The sequence below is a fragment of the Roseateles chitinivorans genome, assembly GCF_050632235.1.
In the GTDB taxonomy this organism is placed as follows: domain Bacteria; phylum Pseudomonadota; class Gammaproteobacteria; order Burkholderiales; family Burkholderiaceae_C; genus Roseateles; species Roseateles chitinivorans_A.
The window spans coordinates 5087668-5103573 of the sequence record NZ_CP192584.1 but is presented as its reverse complement, the minus strand read 5'-3'; the positions used below and the strand labels follow the sequence as shown (position 1 = coordinate 5103573).

The window sequence follows — 15906 nt, the reverse complement described above, 5'->3', positions numbered from 1 at the left end:
GTGAGAATCGCGGGACGGCCGTAGCGCCGTCGCGCCGATCGGGCGCGGCGGCGTCCGCCTCCGCACCGACCAGGAGATTCCCGATGCGCCGCACGAGCTTCGAAGACATGGCCTGCCCGCTCGCGAGGGCGACGGACATGCTGGGCGACAGCTGGAGCGTGCTGATCCTGCGCGAGGTGTTCTACGGGCACCACCGCTTCGACGAGTTCGTGACCGAGCTGGGCATCGCGTCCAACACGCTGACGCGGCGATTGGCGGAACTGGTGGAGCGGGAGCTGCTCGAGAAGCGGCGCTACAGCGACAAGCCGCCGCGCTACGAGTACGTGCTGACGCCCAAGGGCCGCGACCTGCGGCCGGTGATGCTGGCGCTGCTGACCTGGGGCAACGCGCATGCGCCGTTGAAGAACAAGCCGGTGCGCCTGATCGACACGGAGACCGGCGAGCCGGTGGAACTCAAGCTCATCGACGCCCGCACCGGCAAGGCGATCGGACCGCAGCACAAGGTGGAGCGCCGCTCGGGGCAGCCGAAGAAGGTGGAGCTGTTCGACTTCGACGGCATGACGCCGGCCGTGGGCGCGGCCGACTAGGACCATTTGTCCCCGAGTCTCAGCGCTGGACCAGCGCGAGCTTCATGCCCAGGCCCACGAACGCGGCCGCAAAGCCGCGTCGCATCCAGCGCAGCACGCGCGGTCGCGTGAGCACGCGATCCCGCATCGCGGCGGCGAAGACGCCGTAGATCGCGAACACCGCGAAGGTCATCGCCATGAAGACGAGGGAAAGCTCGACCATCAGCGGCGTCGGGTGGGGCTCGTCGCGGGCGATGAACTGCGGCAGGAAGGCGAGGAAGAAGATCGAGAGCTTCGGGTTGAGCAGGTTCACCAGGGCGGCGTGGGTGACGACCTCGCGGGCGGAGCGCGGCGGTCCGTCGGCTTCCACGGCAAGCGGGCCGCGCTCCTTCAGCGACATCCACGCCATGTAGAGCAGGTAGACGACGCCGACGTATTTCACCGCGTCGAAGGCGAGCGCGCTGGCGTGCAGCAGCGCGGCCAGGCCGGTGATGGCGGCGAGCATGTGCGGGACGATGCCGATCGTGCAGCCGAGGGCGGCCTGGAGCGAAGCGCGCGCGCCGCTCGACAGGCCGGCGGCGAGCGTTACCAGCGCACCGGTGCCCGGCGAGGCGACGACGATCAGCGAGGTGATCAGGAACTCGGGATTCGAGAGCGAAGAGAGGGGCACGACGGACCTCGGGCGGTGATGGCGGAGCGGCCATGGTCGAGGTACGCGGCGGGCGCGTCTTGGACGAAATTGCAGCCCGGCGCCGCGGGACGTGCAAGGGCGGCCGACCCGGCGGACTCAGCGGAGGGCGGCGGCGTAGGCGCCCGGCGCAATGCCGAAGCAGCGGACGAAGTGGCGCGTCAGATGGCTCTGGTCGAAGAAGCCGCTGGCGGCGGCGGTGTCCGCCAGCGAGGTGCCGCGCGCGATCAGGCGACGCGCGTGCTGCAGGCGGCGCTGCACGAGGTAGGCATGCGGAGGCAGGCCGGTGGCGCGCGTGAAGCCGCGCAGGAACTGGAAGCGGCTCAGGCCGGCGTCGCGGGCGAGGTCCGCGAGGCTGACCGGTGCGCTGAGGTCGTCGTCCAGTCGGGAGCGGGCGACCGCGATGCCGGCGGGGATCGCGGGCAGGGCGACGGCGCGCGGCTGGAGGAGTGACTGCAGCAGGAGCAGCAGGGCGCTGTCGACGCGGAGCGTGTCGGCGACCCCGGTCGGCGTGGCCGCCATCGCTTGGAAGACCGACTCGAAGCGACCGGCGATGCGGTCGTCGTGCAAGGTGGGGCGGTGGAACTCGACGTCGCCCACGGCGCGCCCCTCGGCGATGTCGGCGACGAGATCGCCGACGAGGTCCGGCGAGAGGTACAGCATGCGCCAGGCGCGGCCGTGATCGCCGAGCGGCAGGCCGTCGTGGACTTCGCCCGGGTTGACGGTGATGACGTCACCGGCGACGGACTGGACCATGCCGCGGCCGCTCGCGGTCTTCTGCGCGCCGCGGTCGATGCGGCCGACGCCGAATTCATCGTGGATGTGACGCGAGAAGGCCTTCGCGCTGTCGGCGCTGACGATGTCGACGCCGGCGAGCGGGCAGGGGAGGCGGGTGAAGGCGGGCATGGGCGGCGCGGGGGATGCTGCGACTCTAACAACCTCTACGCGCTACTCGCTCAGGGCCTGGCGTCGGCAGCCTCGTCGCCAGCGAGGCCATCGCAGCTGGTTTCCTGGATCGCGCAGATCCGGTTCACCCAGGCCCGGAACCGGCCCGGCGGCAGGCCGGACCGGGTGGAGGGATCGACCCTCAGCGCGTCGCGGGCGTCCGATGGGAAGCGCTGGTCGGAGAACTCCACTTGAGCCCACCGGCCCCTGCAGTCGGTGAGGCGTCCTGCGTCGATGAAGGCGTCGTTGTCGAAGGTGGCGTCGTCGTGGAACCGGAGCACGGCGGCCGATTTCGGGCTGGGCCGCGCGCGCCCGACGTCGGCCTGCGACTTGACGGTGAGCCTGCCGCCGTGGACCCAACCCTCACCGGTGAACATCGGGCGCGCGGGGCGCTCGGTGAGCGCCTCGTTGTCCTGGGCATTGCGGATCAGGAACCAGCCGTTGCGCGTGCCGATGACGTCGACCTCGACGCGGACGTGGATGGGGAATTCCGTCGACGGGTCGACGAAGGTCGGCGGCAGCTTGCCGAGGATGCTCGCGGTGGCGTTGGGGGCGGCGCGGACGTTGAGTCCGGCGGGATCGGTCTCGGCGACGAACGCACCGAACGCGCAGGCGCTGGCCGGTCGCTCGACGGGCGTTGTCGGGGCGCCATTCGCGAGGCTGGCGGCGCAGGCCGTGGCGAGCAGCAAGGCGGCGTTGCGCAGGAGGTGATGGAAGGTCATCGTGACGGAGACTCTAGCCCCTTGAAGACGCGCTCGCCGACGAGGCGAGCAGATCCAGCGTGCGTTGATCGCGCTGGCCGTCGAAGTAGCGATCCAGCGCTTCGATGAACACGGCCTCGTCGCCAGACGCCCTCGCGAACAGCGTCAGCGACGAGCGGAACTTCATCGCGTCCACGACGCCCAGGATCTGCTCGGCGGTCTTGTTGCGATGGGTGTTCATCAGCGCCACGCATTCGCGCAGACGGGGACCGAGGACGTCGTGATCGAGATAGGCGATCGCCTCGTCCAGCGACTCGATCCCGTAGAACTGCGCCGTGCTGCTCACGCCCAGCCCGCGGAGCTGAGGGAAGAAGTACCACATCCAGTGGCTGAGCTTGCGGCCGCGCTTCAGCTCGGAGAGGACGTCGGTCACCTGCGGTGCTTGAGCATCCAGGAAACGGTGAAGTGAGTAGGGAGCGGGCATGGACGGATCCTACTGGTGACACCACTGTCGGCCGCCGCGGCGTCTCAGCACCCGCCGTAGTTCTTCTTCCCACTCTTCGTCAACGTATAGGTTCCCCCGCGGGGGCCGGTATAGCAAACCGGGGCTGCGGAGGAGGTTCTCCCGACGGCTGAGGCACTGGTCGCAGGAGCGGCAGCTTCAGACGAGGTGGTGGTGGCCTGCTGCGTCGGCGCCTGCCGGGCGGGTGCGCGATGGCAGTGGTAATCGCCAGTCTTTCGGTTGGTATGGCAGCCGTCAGTGTTCAGGCCGCCGCCGTGAGCGATTGCGGATGCGGAAATGATGAGCGCTACCGATGCCACCAGCGCGCAAGGACGTCTATTCAATGGGCCCTCCCTGCCTCATTCGAGGTCTCATGTCGCTTGCATTCTGCAACTCTGGGTGGGGCGCTGGTCCCCTTGGCTGCGGGAGCGCGAAGCTGCAAGAGCGTCAGAAAGGAAAAACCGCCTACCGGCGGTTTTCACTTTGAACGAGTTGGCGTTCAACGCACGACGCCCTCGCGCCCTACGTTGCTGATTTGCCCGACACCGGCTTCGCGAAGCCTTTGAAGCAAGTGGTCTCGACCATTCTTCATGGACCATTGCATCTCGGCCGAGGTGATGGTGGTGATGACCAGAATCTCCATCTTCCCCGCTGGCAGCTGGGTGCCGACCGGCAGAGGAGGTAGCGCCTTCGACACCAGTATGTTCAGCGGCTCGGACGCACCGGCGTCGACCTGCTCGACGGTGAGGCCACCATATTTCTCGACCCTGTCGAGAAAGCCGACGTCATTCATCAATTCCGCATTGACCGCCCACTGCAACAAGTTGAGAGGCCAGTCGAGTCCCGCGGGAGCGACAACGATGATCTCGTAGCCATAACCGGCCGCTCCCGGCCGTTGGGGTGCGCGAGGCTTGGCTTCCAGCCTTCCTTCCGCTTTCGTGGTCCTGTTTCCTTCTGAACTGAGCTTGAAGTCGGTCATGCGAACGGAGGTTGGCATGTCGGGATTGGTGAATCCGAAGGTGGTGTAGACGGCCATGCCCGAGCCCATTTTCGGAGCTGGTATGGCGTACAGCCCACCACCGGGCCAGACACCACTCGTGTTCAGCATCTTCAGAATGTCGTTCGACAGCGGACCCACAGTGCCCTCGAAGTACTTCTGACGGGCGTCATACGTCTCTTGCCAAGACTGTTCCTGGGTCTTCTCCGCCGCGGCTGCGCCAACGCCGAATAGAGCCAGGACGGCGGAGGTCAGGGCCTTGAAACTGCCAGTTCGCACGTATTTCTCCTTTGGACGCCAGTTATTGGTTTATCCAGCACGTCGTGCCGCGCAAATCCATCTTAGCCAAGGCCATGTGATTCGCCGCGGCGCCTCGTCCAGTATGGAAATTCGTCCGACAGACTGGGCTCCGCGTGCGGGTCGGGTGGCAGGTCTTGCGCACCACAAACGAAAAAACCGCCTCCCGGCGGTTTTCACTTGAATGAGGTTGACGAGCCTTACCCTCGGCACTGGTCACAACGGTTAGGGCTGCTTGGTTCCCCATCTGACCCGGTTGGCCGCGCTTCCATGCGAGGAGGCCCGTCACCTCGCATTCTATCCGAGCTTTCGAGGGGCTCCGGCCGAGTGGCCTCAACCGCACTTCTTCCCGTGCCTCGCCGTGCGACCCGCGCGCGGACAACGCCACCCCGCGGTCGACGCAGACCGAGCGCCTGTGGTTAAATCCGTTCCGGACCTCGCGGGCGTCAGCCCTCCAGTGCCATCGCCGATTTACCAACTACTTGCGGGCGATCAACAAATGCGGCTAAAGCGTTGCGGCTCCGATTGCCCCCGGGCCGGCAAACGCCGGTGATCTCTGTGGGCTCTCGGAGTTTTTTCATGTCCGCTCGTCTGGCTCAGTTCGACTCGCTGCTGTCCCGCCGCCGCGCCGCTCGCACCACCACGACCACCACCTTGCCCGTCCAGGCCCCGCGCACGCTGCGCGACCCCTGGGGCGAGCCGGTCGCCGAGTTCTCCCGCTTCCCGTCCGACCTCGAACTGCTCAAGGCCGCCCACCGCCTCCAGTCCGACGACTGGATCGGCGCGCTCGCCGACGACGGCCAGTCCCATCGCCTGAACGCCGCCTGGCGCCTCGCGCTGCTGCGCGCCGACCGTCACGGTCGCGCCCGCGTCACGCGCGACGTCGGACCGCAGTGGCTCAGTTCGCCGCGGGTCGCGCGACCCGGCGAGCGTCCTGCCGCCTTGCGCCGCGAGCTCCACGCCGCGGCCGTCCAGCAACTCTGGCTGGCCGGCTGGAAGCTGGTCTGACAAGGCCCGCCTGCGTCGCGGCCGGCGCGGCCGTGCTCACGCCGTGACGAGCCGTTCCGCGAGCCAGGCCTCGGTGGCGTAAGGGAAGGCGATCGTCGGCTCGCGCAGTTCCGCGTAGCGGTCCTTCAGCGCGCGCAGCCGGTCCGCGACGAGCGCCTGTTCCGACTCCGGCAGCGCCGCGATGAAGCTCACCGACAGGATGCGGTCGAGCACGACCTGCTCGAACGATCCCACGTGGCTGTGCGGGAGCACCGTCCGCTGCAGCGGTCCGAAGAGCGTCTGTCCCTCGAAGGGCTGCTTCCACGTGCCCTTGTAGAAACGCGGCGCATCGCCCTCATAGGGGGTGACGATCTCCGTGATCTCGGCGACCCAGTCGCGCGACTCGTCGCGCACGTTCCAGATCAGACCCAGCCGGCCGCCCGGGCGCAGCACGCGGTGGATCTCGCGCAGCGCCTGTGCGTTCGCGAACCAGTGGAAGGCCTGCGCGCAGACGAGCACGTCGGCGTCGCCGTCGGTCAGCGGGATCGCTTCCGCCGTGCCCGCGAGCGCCCGCACGGCAGGCAGGCTTTCCGACAGCCGCGCGCGCATCGCGTCGACCGGCTCGACCGCCGTCACTGTCGCGCCGGTGCGCGCCAGCAGCTTGGTGAACTTGCCGGTGCCCGCGCCGAGGTCGACGACCCGCGCGCCCGCCCGCACGCCCAGCGCCTCGCCCAGCCAGCCGGCGAGAGCGTCGGGGTACTCGGGGCGACCGCGCTGGTAGTTGTCGGAGGCGCTGGTGTAGCCGCGCTGGGCGGCGTCGTGGATGGGCGTGTTCGAAGGCATCGGACGATCCTACGCCCGGTGCGGCGGGCGGGCGTCAAGGCCGCGTCGTCGACTTGATCAGAGCCCGAGCAAGACCTGGCGCGTCACCGAGACGGCCATCACGTACGCCAGCGCAATCAGCGCCAGCACGTAGCCGAGCACGCGGAACTCCCCGCGCCCGAAAGCCCAATGGCCCGTCGCGAAGTAGATCCCCAGCGCGATGAATTTTGCCGTCATCCAGGATTCGTAGCGCGGGTCGAGGTGCAGCGCCCCCCACAGGCTGAGGCCGGACACGACGATCAGCACGTGGCTGCTGAACACCAGCGTGCGCAGCCGCTCGTCCGTCACCCACGCGGCGCCGAACTGATGCGCCAGCCCGCGGACCAGGAACAGCCCGATGCTGCACCACGCCAGCAGCGCATGCATCTTGACCATCGGGCCGTAGAACCAGTCCATGACCGGGGAGCTTCGTCACCCGGCGGCGGGATGTCAACCTGGGGAACGCGAGGCGGGCAGGACGCCCGGCGATCCCCCGATTTCCCCCGAATCCGCTCAGAAGAGCGCCCCCTCCGCATCCCCCGCCGCCCACAAGTTTGAGTCATGGCAGAACGCGTTTCGATTTCGAGAATGAACGCATGGCATCGACGTGGGTCGGTGAAGGAAAGGCAAGCAGCGATGTTGCAGCAAGTTGAAATCACGGAAACGCCACAGATGACGGCGCTGGAGTCGCACGCCCCCGGTCGTGCGCGGCCGGTGTGGGTGCACAGCAAGTCCCAGGCGCCCTATCTCTTCCGCCCGTGGATGAACCCGTGCGTGCCCGGCGAGTGGCCCTACGACCTCCAGGCACTGCGTGGCACGCAAGACTACGAAGACATCATCGACTGGTTCGCTCGCAAGCATCCGCATCTGCAGCGCGAAGACTTCGATACCGTCGACCGCGAGCTCGTTCGATGCGCAGGGGGCGGGAGATCAGTGTCGAGGTGGGCAGGGATCCAGAGGAGTACAACTTGCACCTGATGTTCAGGTTCTTTGGCTACTCGCCGATCTCTGGCTATCCCTATGCAGAAGTTGAGGCATTCGAGGCCCTGCATACGACGGTGCCGGCAATCGACCGCCTATGGAGGGTGGTGCTGGTCAGCACTTGGCCCGGTCGTTTCGAAGATCGCCATCTGGTGAGGTGAGGGCGGCGCTATGACGGTATTCGATCCAGACGAAGTCCTCGCTGTCGCGCAGCACTTGTTGACGCGATGTGATGAAGCCAGCAACCGAAGTGCGGTATCACGAGCCTATTACGGTGTGTTCTTGAGGGCGCGCGACATGGCGAACATTTCCGATCGACATCCCAGGGTCCATCAATGGACCCAGGAGTACTACGAGGGCGAGGGGGAGAAAACGCTTGGTATGAACTTGCGGCTGCTGCGGGAGAGCAGGAACAATGTCGATTACTCGACAGATCGCCATGTGAGCCAAAAGGACATCGATGACGCGATGAAGCGCTCTCGCCAGATCCGGGCCCAGCTTCAGGTGATTGCTGGCCGCAAACAGTACCGTGGCGAGTGAAGGCGCCTTGACATGGCCACGGAGCGGGCTGAGAAACAACAAAGGGCGCCGCAGCGCCTTTTGTCCCTTCAGACCTGACCCCGCTCAGCGCAGCTGCAGATCGTCATCCCCGAAGCGGATGTCCAGCGGCTCGATCAGCAGCTGCTTCTCGCCGTCCTCGACCCGGCCCGCGTCCCACGCGTCGATGCCGCAGGCCTTGGCGATTTCCACCACCTTCGCCGCCTGGTCCGCCTTCACGAAGATCGCGAAACCGGCGCCCATGTTCAGCGTCGAATAGGCCTCGCGGTCGTCCTGCTGCGCGTGGTCCTGGATGAACTTCAGCACCGGCGTCACCGGCGGCACCGTGTGGATGCGGTAGGTGAACTTGCCCGGGTGACGCAGCAGCTTGCGCCAGCCGTGGCCCGTGATGTTGGCGCAGTAGTGCGGCGTGATGCCGGCCTTGTACAGCGCCTCGGTCACCGGCGAGTACAGCGCCGTCGGCGCCAGCAGCGCGTCGCCGTAGGTCAGTCCCGGTTGCACTTCGGTCAGGTAGCCCTTCGGCAGGCGTTCCGTCAGCTTGCGCGCCAGGCTCAGGCCGTTGGCGTGGATGCCCGACGAGGCCAGCAGCACGATCGCGTCGCCCGCGCCCAGCTTGTCGCCGACCGACAGGCGTTCCTTCGGATTGATCAGGCCGGTGCAGGACGCGGCCAGGTCGATGCGGCCGCCTTCGACGATGCCGGCCAGGGCCGGCGTCTCGCCGCCGCCCCAGGCGACCTGGCAGACGTCGCAGGCCTTCTTCCAGCCGGCCACCAGCGCCTGCGCGCGCTGCGCGTCGCCGAACCAGTCCGAGCCGCCCGCCGCCCAGTAGGCCTGCACCACCAGCGGGGTCGCACCGACGGTGATCAGGTCGTTCACCGCCATCGCGATCGTGTCCTGCGCGATGCCGTCGTAGTAGCTCTTGCCGGTCAGCGTGGCCATCTCGTCGGCCACCAGCGTCTTCGTTCCCAGGCACTCGACGATGGACGCGATGTAGAACGGACCCACGTCGACGACGTACGCCGACTCGCCGCGCGACGCCTTCACCTCGGTGAAGCCGTGGGCGCTCAGGTGGCCGGCGGTCGCGGCCGCGGCGCGCTGGGCGCTGATCTTCAGCGGGTCGATCAGGTCGTAGTTGACGCCGGCCTGTTCGTAGCTCAGCGTGCCGGAGGAGGGGTCGTGCGGGGTGCTCATGGGCGCGGATTATCCGTCAGCGCTGACGGACTCCCGGAAGGCCTCTCCTGACAAACCCGGACGCCGCCCGCCCGTCGCCGGTCCGGGAGCACGGAGCCGCCCCCGTAGAATGCCCCGCCATGAGTTACCAGGTCCTCGCACGCAAGTACCGCTCCCGCACGTTCGAGGAGCTGATGGGTCAGGAACACGTCGTCCAGGCCCTGGCCAACGCGCTGACGCAGCAGCGCCTGCACCACGCCTACCTGTTCACCGGCACACGGGGCGTCGGCAAGACCTCGGTGTCGCGCATTCTGGCCAAGTCGCTGAACTGCGTCGGCCCGGACGGCACCGGCGGCATCACCGCCCACCCCTGCAACGTCTGCGACGCCTGCCGCGACATCGACGCCGGCCGCTTCGTCGACTACGTCGAGCTGGACGCCGCCTCCAACCGCGGCGTGGAAGAAATCTCCCAGTTGCTGGACCAGGCCGTCTACAAGCCGGTCATCGGGCGCTTCAAGGTCTACATGATCGACGAAGTGCACATGCTCTCGAACACCGCCTTCAACGCGATGCTGAAGACGCTGGAGGAGCCGCCCGAGTACCTGAAGTTCGTGCTGGCGACCACCGATCCGCAGAAGGTGCCGGTGACGGTGCTGTCGCGCTGCCTCCAGTTCAACCTGCGCCCGATGGCGCCGCAGACGGTGCTGGAGCACCTGACGCGCGTGCTCTCCAACGAAAGCGTTCCGAACGAGCCCGGCGCGCTGCGCCTGCTGGCGCGCGCGGCCCGTGGCTCGATGCGCGACGCGCTGTCGCTGACCGACCAGGCGATCGCCTTCGGCTCCGGTGAGCTCAAGGAAGCCGGCGTGCGCCAGATGCTGGGCAGCGTCGACCGCGGCCATGTGCTGGGCATCCTGAACGCGCTGATCGCCGGCGATGGCGCCGCGCTGGTCGGTGCGTCGGATCGCTTGCGTGACATGGGCCTGTCGGCCGGCGGCACGCTCGAAGACCTGGCGGTCGCGTTGCAGCATCTGGCGGTCGCGCAGGCGGCGCCGGGTGCGCTCGATGCGGGCGACCCCGACCTCGCCGAACTGCTGCCGCTGGCCAGCCAGCTGCCGGCGGATGAGATCCAGCTGATGTACAGCATGGCGCTGCATGGCCGGCAGGAACTGCCGCTGGCGCCGGACGAGTACGCCGGCCTGACGATGGTCCTGCTGCGCATGATGGCGTTCCGCCCGAACGGGCAGGGCGCACGTCAGCCGTCGGCGCCTGACGGGGCGGCGCGTACCGCGCAGGCGCCCGCCGTGAGCGCCGCGCCGGTCGCGCGTCCGCAGCCTGCGCCGCAAGCAGCCGCCCCGGTCGTGGCAGCCCCCTCGCCCGCGCCTGCCGTGCCGCGTGTCGCCGAGGCGGCGCCGCCCGAACCCGAACCCGAGCCTGCGGAAGCGCCCGTAGCGGCGCCGGTGGTGGTGGCGCCAGCGGTGCCCGCCGACGCGTCGCCGGTGGCTTTCGAATCCACGCCGGAACCCGAGCCCGAACCCGAGCCCGAGCCAGCCCCGGTGCGAGCGTCGGTGCCCGTTCCATCGCCCATTCCCGCTCCAGCGCCGGCCCCCGTTTCAGCCGCCGAGCCGCCCCGTGCACCAGCGCCCGCGGAGGCCCCCGCGCCTCGCGCCCCCGCGCCGTCCGGCCCGCTGCGTGCCGCCCAGGCAGGGGCGCCCGCGACCCGCTTCAGCGAACGCCTGCGCCCGCGTGCCGGCCCACCGCCGGCCGTGAAGGTCGAGTCGGACGCCGAAGAGCCTGAAGACCTGTCCCCGCCGCATGACGACAACGGCCCGCCGCCATGGATGGACGTGCCGCCGCCGTCCGACGAGGAAGCGTCGGTCGGCATGTCCATGCCCGACATGGACGATCCGATGCCGTCGTCCGCCGAGTCCGGCGGTGGCAGTGGTGGCGGCATCTATGTCTCGACCGCCATCGAGGAGGTCGAACTGGTGCCGACCCCGCTGGGCGAACGCTGGTACGCCGTGGTGCCGCAACTGGGCCTGAACGCACTGGCGCGCGAACTGGCGTTGCAGGCCGAATGCCTGGAGATCGACGAGTCCGCCGAGCCCCAGCGCTGGCGCTTCCGCGTGGAGCGCGAATCGTTGCGCCAGCCCGGCCTGATGGAGAAGCTCCAGTCGGTGCTGGCGACCTTCACCGGCAAGTCGGTGCGGGTCGACATCGAGGCCGGCCGTGCCTCCGATTCGCCCGCGCTGCGCGACACGCAGGCGACGCGCGCCCGCCAGCGGCAGGCGGAGTCCATCATCCTGGAGGACCCGGAAGTCCAGCAGCTGCTCGCGCAGTTCAAGACGGCGCGGATCCTGCCGGGGTCGATCAAGCCGGTCTGAGGCGCCGAAGGTCCGACCGCGGACCGCCGGCCGCGGGACACCACGACGAGGCGCCAGCGCGGGCGCGCGCCGTGGGCGACAATCCCGCCCATCGCATCGACCTCCGGGTCATCTCCGGGTCGGCCCTCCGCCGCCCCATTGAATCTCTGAACAAGGAATCACGATCATGATGAAGGGTCAACTCGCAGGGCTGATGAAGCAGGCGCAGGCGATGCAGGACAACCTGAAGAAGGCGCAGGACGAGCTCGCCAACATCGAGGTGGAAGGCCAGTCCGGCGCCGGCCTGGTCAAGGTCACGATGACCTGCAAGCATGACGTCAAGCGCGTCGCCATCGACCCCAGCCTGCTGGCCGATGACAAGGACATGCTGGAGGACCTGGTCGCGGCCGCCTTCAACGACGCCGTGCGTCGGGCCGAGCAGGTCAGCTCGGAGAAGATGGGCAAGCTGACCGCCGGCATGCCCATGCCTCCCGGCATGAAGTTCCCGTTCTGATCGCCGTTCTGATCATCGATCGGATCGGACTGCGGTGACCGCGCTCGAACAACTGATCGAGGCCCTGCGGCGCCTGCCCGGCGTGGGCCAGAAGTCGGCCCAGCGCATGGCCTACCACCTGCTGCAGCACGACCGCGCCGGCATCGACGCGCTGGCCCGTGCGCTGCAGGACGCGGCGAGCAACGTGCGCCATTGCGAGCGTTGCCATACCTTCAGCGAAGCGCCCTTGTGCCCGATCTGCGCGGACCGGCACCGCGACGCGCGGCTGCTGTGCGTCGTCGAATCGCCGGCCGACCAGGCCGCGATGGAGCGCACCGCCTCCTACTTCGGCTACTACTTCGTGCTGCAGGGCCGCATCAGCCCGCTGGACGGCGTGTCGACGCGCGAGATCGGCGCCCATCAGTTGCTGGAGCGGGCCGCGGACGGGCAGGTGGAGGAGGTGATCCTGGCCACCAGCTTCACCGCCGAAGGCGAGGCGACCGCGCACGTGCTGGCCGAGGCCTTGCGCGCGCGGGGCCTGCGCAGCACGCGGCTGGCGCGGGGCGTGCCGGTGGGCAGCGAGCTGGAGTACGTCGACCTCGGCACCATCGCGCATGCGCTGGTGGACCGCCGGTCGACTTGAGCAGCGACTTGCTCCCCGACTGCCGGCCTCCGCCGACGGCCCTTTGACGAGAAGCGGGAGCCCGCCATGACCATCGCCAACTACTGTCTGATCGTCGCCTGCCTGATGCCGCTGCTCTGCGCGTGGATCGCCAAGTCGCGAGGCATGGGGAAGCGGCGTCGCGACGGGGGCTTCGACAACCATGATCCGCGGGCCTGGCTGAGCCGGCAGACCGGCTGGCAGGCGCGCGCCCACGCGGCGCAGCAGAACAGCTTCGAAGCGCTGCCGCTGTTCATCGCCGGCGTGCTGGCGGCGCAGCAGATGCAGCATGCACAGTCGCGCATCGACCTGTTGGCGATCGCCTTCGTCGTCACGCGCGTCGTCTACGTCGCGCTCTACATCGCCGATCAGCCGAACCTGCGCAGCCTGGCGTGGGCCGTCGGCACAGCGCTCTCCGTGGCGCTGTTTTTCGGCTGAAGCAGGGTTCCGTACTTCCACCGCCGCTGGCCCTCACCCTCGCCCTCTCCCGCAAGCGGGAGAGGGAGTCCGACTGGCGCCATGCTTACCCCTCTCCCGCTTGCGGGAGAGGGCAGGGGTGAGGGCTGCGGTCAGCGCAGGGCGGTCTTGGTGGCGACTGTGCGGGCGCCCTTGCCATCGCTCGCGGCGACCTTGGCGCTCCGCGTCTTCGCGCCGGCCTTCGCGGGCTTGTTGGCCGCGCTTGAAGCGACCCTGGTGACCTTCGCCGACTTCGTCGACTTGGCGGAAGGCTTCGACGGCGCGGACGGTTCCACCGCGGCAAGCTGCTGGCCTTCGCGCACATAGGCGACGACCTGCTGCCCCGGCTTGAAAGTCGCCTTGGTGCTGACCCGGTTCCACTGCGCCAGCTGCGTCGTGCCCAGGCGGTACCGGCGCGCGACGCTGGCCACCGTGTCGCCCTTGTTGGCCTTCAGCGTGACGCGGCGCATCGGCGGCACGTCGGGCGCGAAGCCGATGCTGGCGTTGTCCGCCAGATGCTCCGACACGTCGCGATCGCGTTCCGCGGTGCGCGGCACGAGCAGCGTCGAGCCCTTGGTCACCAGCATCCGCGCAGGGATGCGGTTGATCTCGCGCAGGCCGGTCTCGTTCATGCCGACCTGCTTGGCGGCGTCGGCGGGCTTCATCGTCCGGGGCACGACCCACGCGGTCCACGACGCCAGCGGGCCGCGGTGCTTCTCGAGGTTGGCGACGAAGGTGCTGGCGTTGTCATAGGGCAGCAGCAGCTGGCCGCTGCTGGCCGCCAGGATCACCGGCTTGTTCATCGACGGGTTGAACTGGCGGAAGGTCTCCTCGTCCAGCTCGGCCAGCTGCGCGGCGCGCGCGACGTCCATGTCGCGGTCGATGTTGACCGACAGGAAGTACGGATGGTTCGCCACCGCCGGCAGCTCGATGCCGAAGGCCTCGGGGCGCATCAGGATGTTCTTCACCGCCTGCAGCTTGGGCAGGTAGTAGCGCGTCTCGTCGGGCATGCGCAGGCTGTCGTAGTCGATCGGCAGGCCGGCCTTCTGGTTGCGCGCGACCGCCTTGCTGACGTTGCCCTGGCCCCAGTTGTAGGCGGCCAGCGCGAGCTGCCAGTCGCCGTCGAACATCTTGTTCAGGCGCTGCAGGTAGTCCAGCGCCGCCTTGGTCGAGGCCAGCACGTCGCGTCGGTCGTCACGGAAGATGTTCTGCTTGAGGTCGAAGTCGCGGCCCGTGGCGGGCATGAACTGCCACATGCCGACGGCCTTCGCGCTGGACTGCGCGTCGTTGCGGAAGGCGCTCTCCACGAAGGGCAGCAGCGCCAGCTCCATCGGCATGCCGCGCTTCTGGACTTCCTCGACCACGTGGTAGAGGTAGAGGCTGCCGCGGCCGGTCATGCGCGCGACGTAGTCGGGCCGGCTGCTGTACCAGTCCTCGGCCTTGCGCACCAGGTCGTTGTCGAGTTCGGGCATCGCCATGCCGGCGCGCATCCGCGCCCACAGGTCGACGTGCGTCTTCGGGGCGTCGAGGTCGACCTTCTCGCCGGGGTTCAGGTTGTCCTCGAGCAGGACGTCGAGCTTCTCTTCCGGTGCCGTGGCGGCGCGCGCCACCGGCGTGGCCGGCGAGGGCACGGCGGAGGCCGCGGCCTCGACCGCCTGCACCGTCTGCTGGGCGACGGCCTGGGCTTCCTGGTTGTCGGCCTGCGGCCGGTTCGTCGCGCAGGCGGCCAGCACCAGCGGCAGCAGCGCGGCGATCAGCGTCAGCGCGGGACGCTTGCCGGCAGCGGCGGAACGGGGGAGGTAGCATCCACGCCGGTCGCGGCGCGGGAAGAACGGGACGGCAGGCAGGTCGGGTTCTGGTGTCGGTGCATCGGAGGCTCAGCGAAATTCGTTCTTCCATTGACGCAGCCCGGCCAGGACCGAGACCGGCTGCGACGTGACGCTCGGATCGCGATGCTGGGCGGCCGCTCGGACGTCGGCGTGCTCGCAGCGCAGGAAGGGGTTGATCTGGAGCTCCACGGCGATGGTGGAGGGCAGGGTGGGCAGCGACTGCTCGCGCCGGGCCAGACACCAGGCCTCGTGGCGCGCGACCGCCTCGTTCTGGGGCTCGACTGTGCGAGCAAAACGCAGATTCGACAAGGTGTACTCGTGCGCACAGCAAACACGGGTTTCCCCGGGGAGCGCCGCGAGCTTGGACAAGGAGTCGTGCATCTGCGCCGGCGTGCCTTCGAAGAGCCGGCCGCAGCCCGCGGAGAACAGCGTGTCGCCGCAGAACAGGATCGGCGCGCCGCCGTCGCTCGGTTGCTTCAGCACGAAAGCGATGTGACCGGCGGTGTGGCCGGGGACGTCGAGCACGTCGAAGGTCTGGCCGAGCAGCTCGACGCGGTCGCCTTCGCTCAGGCCTTCGACGTCCACCGGCATGACTTCGCCAGCCGGCCCCCAGACCTTGGCACCCGGGGCCAGCAAGGGCAGCAATTCCCGCACCCCGCCGACATGATCGGCATGGTGGTGGGTCACTAGAATGCCTTGCAGGTCCAGTCCCAGCGAGCGCAACGCCTCCTTCACCGGCGCGGCGTCGCCCGGGTCGACCACGAGCGCCGACCGGCCGTCATGCAGCAGCCAGAGATAGTTGTCTGAGAAGGCGGGAACGGCGACCAGGTTCATGCAGGCAAGGGGATCAGGTC

20 protein-coding genes and 1 other RNA gene are annotated in these 15906 nt (G+C 68.7%); 9 read left to right on the top strand and 12 right to left on the bottom strand.

The features are described from left to right. Nucleotides 1-83 precede the first annotated feature (83 nt). Nucleotides 84-587, top strand: a complete 504-nt coding sequence (locus ACQ859_RS23230) for a winged helix-turn-helix transcriptional regulator (RefSeq protein ID WP_431262969.1) — start codon at nucleotides 84-86, stop codon at nucleotides 585-587. A 19-nt stretch (nucleotides 588-606) separates the two neighbouring features. Here the strand turns inward: ACQ859_RS23230 and ACQ859_RS23225 are convergent, their stop codons facing one another. The 7 genes from ACQ859_RS23225 to ffs all read right to left on the bottom strand — a co-directional run bounded on the left by ACQ859_RS23225 (nucleotide 607) and on the right by ffs (nucleotide 4983). Continuing rightward, nucleotides 607-1236 carry a LysE family translocator gene (locus tag ACQ859_RS23225; protein WP_431262968.1) on the bottom strand — a complete coding sequence of 210 codons (630 nt, stop codon included), beginning with the start codon at nucleotides 1234-1236 and terminating at the stop codon, nucleotides 607-609. Nucleotides 1237-1353: 117 nt separating this feature from the next. Next, a complete protein-coding gene (locus ACQ859_RS23220) occupies nucleotides 1354-2160 on the bottom strand; it encodes an AraC family transcriptional regulator (RefSeq protein WP_431262967.1) in 807 nt (268 codons plus the stop codon). 50 nt (nucleotides 2161-2210) lie between these two features. Next, nucleotides 2211-2888: a hypothetical protein gene (locus tag ACQ859_RS23215; RefSeq protein WP_431262966.1), complete on the bottom strand. Its 678-nt coding sequence runs from the start codon at nucleotides 2886-2888 to the stop codon at nucleotides 2211-2213. A 46-nt stretch (nucleotides 2889-2934) separates the two neighbouring features. Next, on the bottom strand, nucleotides 2935-3384 hold the full coding sequence (locus ACQ859_RS23210) for a DUF1810 domain-containing protein (protein WP_431262965.1): 450 nt from the start codon (nucleotides 3382-3384) through the stop codon (nucleotides 2935-2937). A 44-nt stretch (nucleotides 3385-3428) separates the two neighbouring features. After that, a complete protein-coding gene (locus tag ACQ859_RS23205; RefSeq protein WP_431266634.1) occupies nucleotides 3429-3722 on the bottom strand; it encodes a YHYH domain-containing protein in 294 nt (97 codons plus the stop codon). Nucleotides 3723-3901: 179 nt separating this feature from the next. Continuing rightward, complete coding sequence (locus ACQ859_RS23200; RefSeq protein ID WP_431262964.1) at nucleotides 3902-4678, bottom strand: suppressor of fused domain protein; 777 nt, start codon at nucleotides 4676-4678, stop codon at nucleotides 3902-3904. Between the two features lie 207 nt (nucleotides 4679-4885). Further along, an RNA gene (gene ffs / locus ACQ859_RS23195) (signal recognition particle sRNA small type) lies at nucleotides 4886-4983 on the bottom strand. 292 nt (nucleotides 4984-5275) lie between these two features. On the opposite strand from ffs, the gene ACQ859_RS23190 reads away from it, so the two are divergent. Then, nucleotides 5276-5704: a hypothetical protein gene (locus ACQ859_RS23190; protein ID WP_431262963.1), complete on the top strand. Its 429-nt coding sequence runs from the start codon at nucleotides 5276-5278 to the stop codon at nucleotides 5702-5704. 36 nt (nucleotides 5705-5740) lie between these two features. On the opposite strand, the gene ACQ859_RS23185 is transcribed toward ACQ859_RS23190, so the two are convergent. Both ACQ859_RS23185 and ACQ859_RS23180 read right to left on the bottom strand, forming a co-directional pair. Continuing rightward, nucleotides 5741-6526: a methyltransferase domain-containing protein gene (locus tag ACQ859_RS23185; protein WP_431262962.1), complete on the bottom strand. Its 786-nt coding sequence runs from the start codon at nucleotides 6524-6526 to the stop codon at nucleotides 5741-5743. 57 nt (nucleotides 6527-6583) lie between these two features. After that, on the bottom strand, nucleotides 6584-6961 hold the full coding sequence (locus tag ACQ859_RS23180; protein WP_431262961.1) for a SirB2 family protein: 378 nt from the start codon (nucleotides 6959-6961) through the stop codon (nucleotides 6584-6586). Nucleotides 6962-7105: 144 nt separating this feature from the next. Here ACQ859_RS23180 and ACQ859_RS23175 point away from each other — a divergent pair, with 144 nt between their 5' ends. From ACQ859_RS23175 to ACQ859_RS23165, 3 genes are read left to right on the top strand one after another with little or no spacing between them, the layout of a single operon-like run. Further along, nucleotides 7106-7522 (top strand): hypothetical protein, encoded by a 417-nt coding sequence (locus ACQ859_RS23175; protein ID WP_431262960.1) that lies wholly within the window; start codon nucleotides 7106-7108, stop codon nucleotides 7520-7522. Beyond that, on the top strand, nucleotides 7513-7686 hold the full coding sequence (locus tag ACQ859_RS23170; RefSeq protein ID WP_431262959.1) for a hypothetical protein: 174 nt from the start codon (nucleotides 7513-7515) through the stop codon (nucleotides 7684-7686). The genes ACQ859_RS23175 and ACQ859_RS23170 overlap by 10 nt, the downstream gene beginning before the upstream one ends. A gap of 10 nt (nucleotides 7687-7696) precedes the next feature. Continuing rightward, nucleotides 7697-8065: a hypothetical protein gene (locus ACQ859_RS23165; protein ID WP_431262958.1), complete on the top strand. Its 369-nt coding sequence runs from the start codon at nucleotides 7697-7699 to the stop codon at nucleotides 8063-8065. An 84-nt stretch (nucleotides 8066-8149) separates the two neighbouring features. On the opposite strand, the gene ACQ859_RS23160 is transcribed toward ACQ859_RS23165, so the two are convergent. Then, a complete protein-coding gene (locus tag ACQ859_RS23160) occupies nucleotides 8150-9274 on the bottom strand; it encodes an AIR synthase-related protein (RefSeq protein WP_431262957.1) in 1125 nt (374 codons plus the stop codon). A 119-nt stretch (nucleotides 9275-9393) separates the two neighbouring features. On the opposite strand from ACQ859_RS23160, the gene dnaX reads away from it, so the two are divergent. The 4 genes from dnaX (at nucleotide 9394) to ACQ859_RS23140 (ending at nucleotide 13205) form a co-directional block, all read left to right on the top strand. Beyond that, nucleotides 9394-11634, top strand: coding sequence for a DNA polymerase III subunit gamma/tau (gene dnaX / locus ACQ859_RS23155; RefSeq protein WP_431262956.1), 2241 nt, complete (start codon nucleotides 9394-9396; stop codon nucleotides 11632-11634). Between the two features lie 166 nt (nucleotides 11635-11800). Next, nucleotides 11801-12127 carry a YbaB/EbfC family nucleoid-associated protein gene (locus tag ACQ859_RS23150; RefSeq protein WP_431051755.1) on the top strand — a complete coding sequence of 109 codons (327 nt, stop codon included), beginning with the start codon at nucleotides 11801-11803 and terminating at the stop codon, nucleotides 12125-12127. A gap of 34 nt (nucleotides 12128-12161) precedes the next feature. Beyond that, the gene (recR, locus tag ACQ859_RS23145; protein WP_431262955.1) at nucleotides 12162-12749 is read left to right on the top strand and encodes a recombination mediator RecR; all 588 of its coding nucleotides are present in this window, start codon (nucleotides 12162-12164) and stop codon (nucleotides 12747-12749) included. A gap of 66 nt (nucleotides 12750-12815) precedes the next feature. After that, complete coding sequence (locus tag ACQ859_RS23140) at nucleotides 12816-13205, top strand: MAPEG family protein (RefSeq protein ID WP_431262954.1); 390 nt, start codon at nucleotides 12816-12818, stop codon at nucleotides 13203-13205. Between the two features lie 131 nt (nucleotides 13206-13336). Here ACQ859_RS23140 and ACQ859_RS23135 read toward each other — a convergent pair whose 3' ends face one another. Together ACQ859_RS23135 and gloB are read right to left on the bottom strand one after the other, a co-directional pair. Next, entirely contained in the window at nucleotides 13337-14956 is a 1620-nt protein-coding gene (locus ACQ859_RS23135) for a transglycosylase SLT domain-containing protein (RefSeq protein WP_431262953.1), read from the bottom strand. A 144-nt stretch (nucleotides 14957-15100) separates the two neighbouring features. Further along, entirely contained in the window at nucleotides 15101-15886 is a 786-nt protein-coding gene (gloB, locus tag ACQ859_RS23130) for a hydroxyacylglutathione hydrolase (RefSeq protein ID WP_431262952.1), read from the bottom strand. Nucleotides 15887-15906 lie beyond the last annotated feature (20 nt).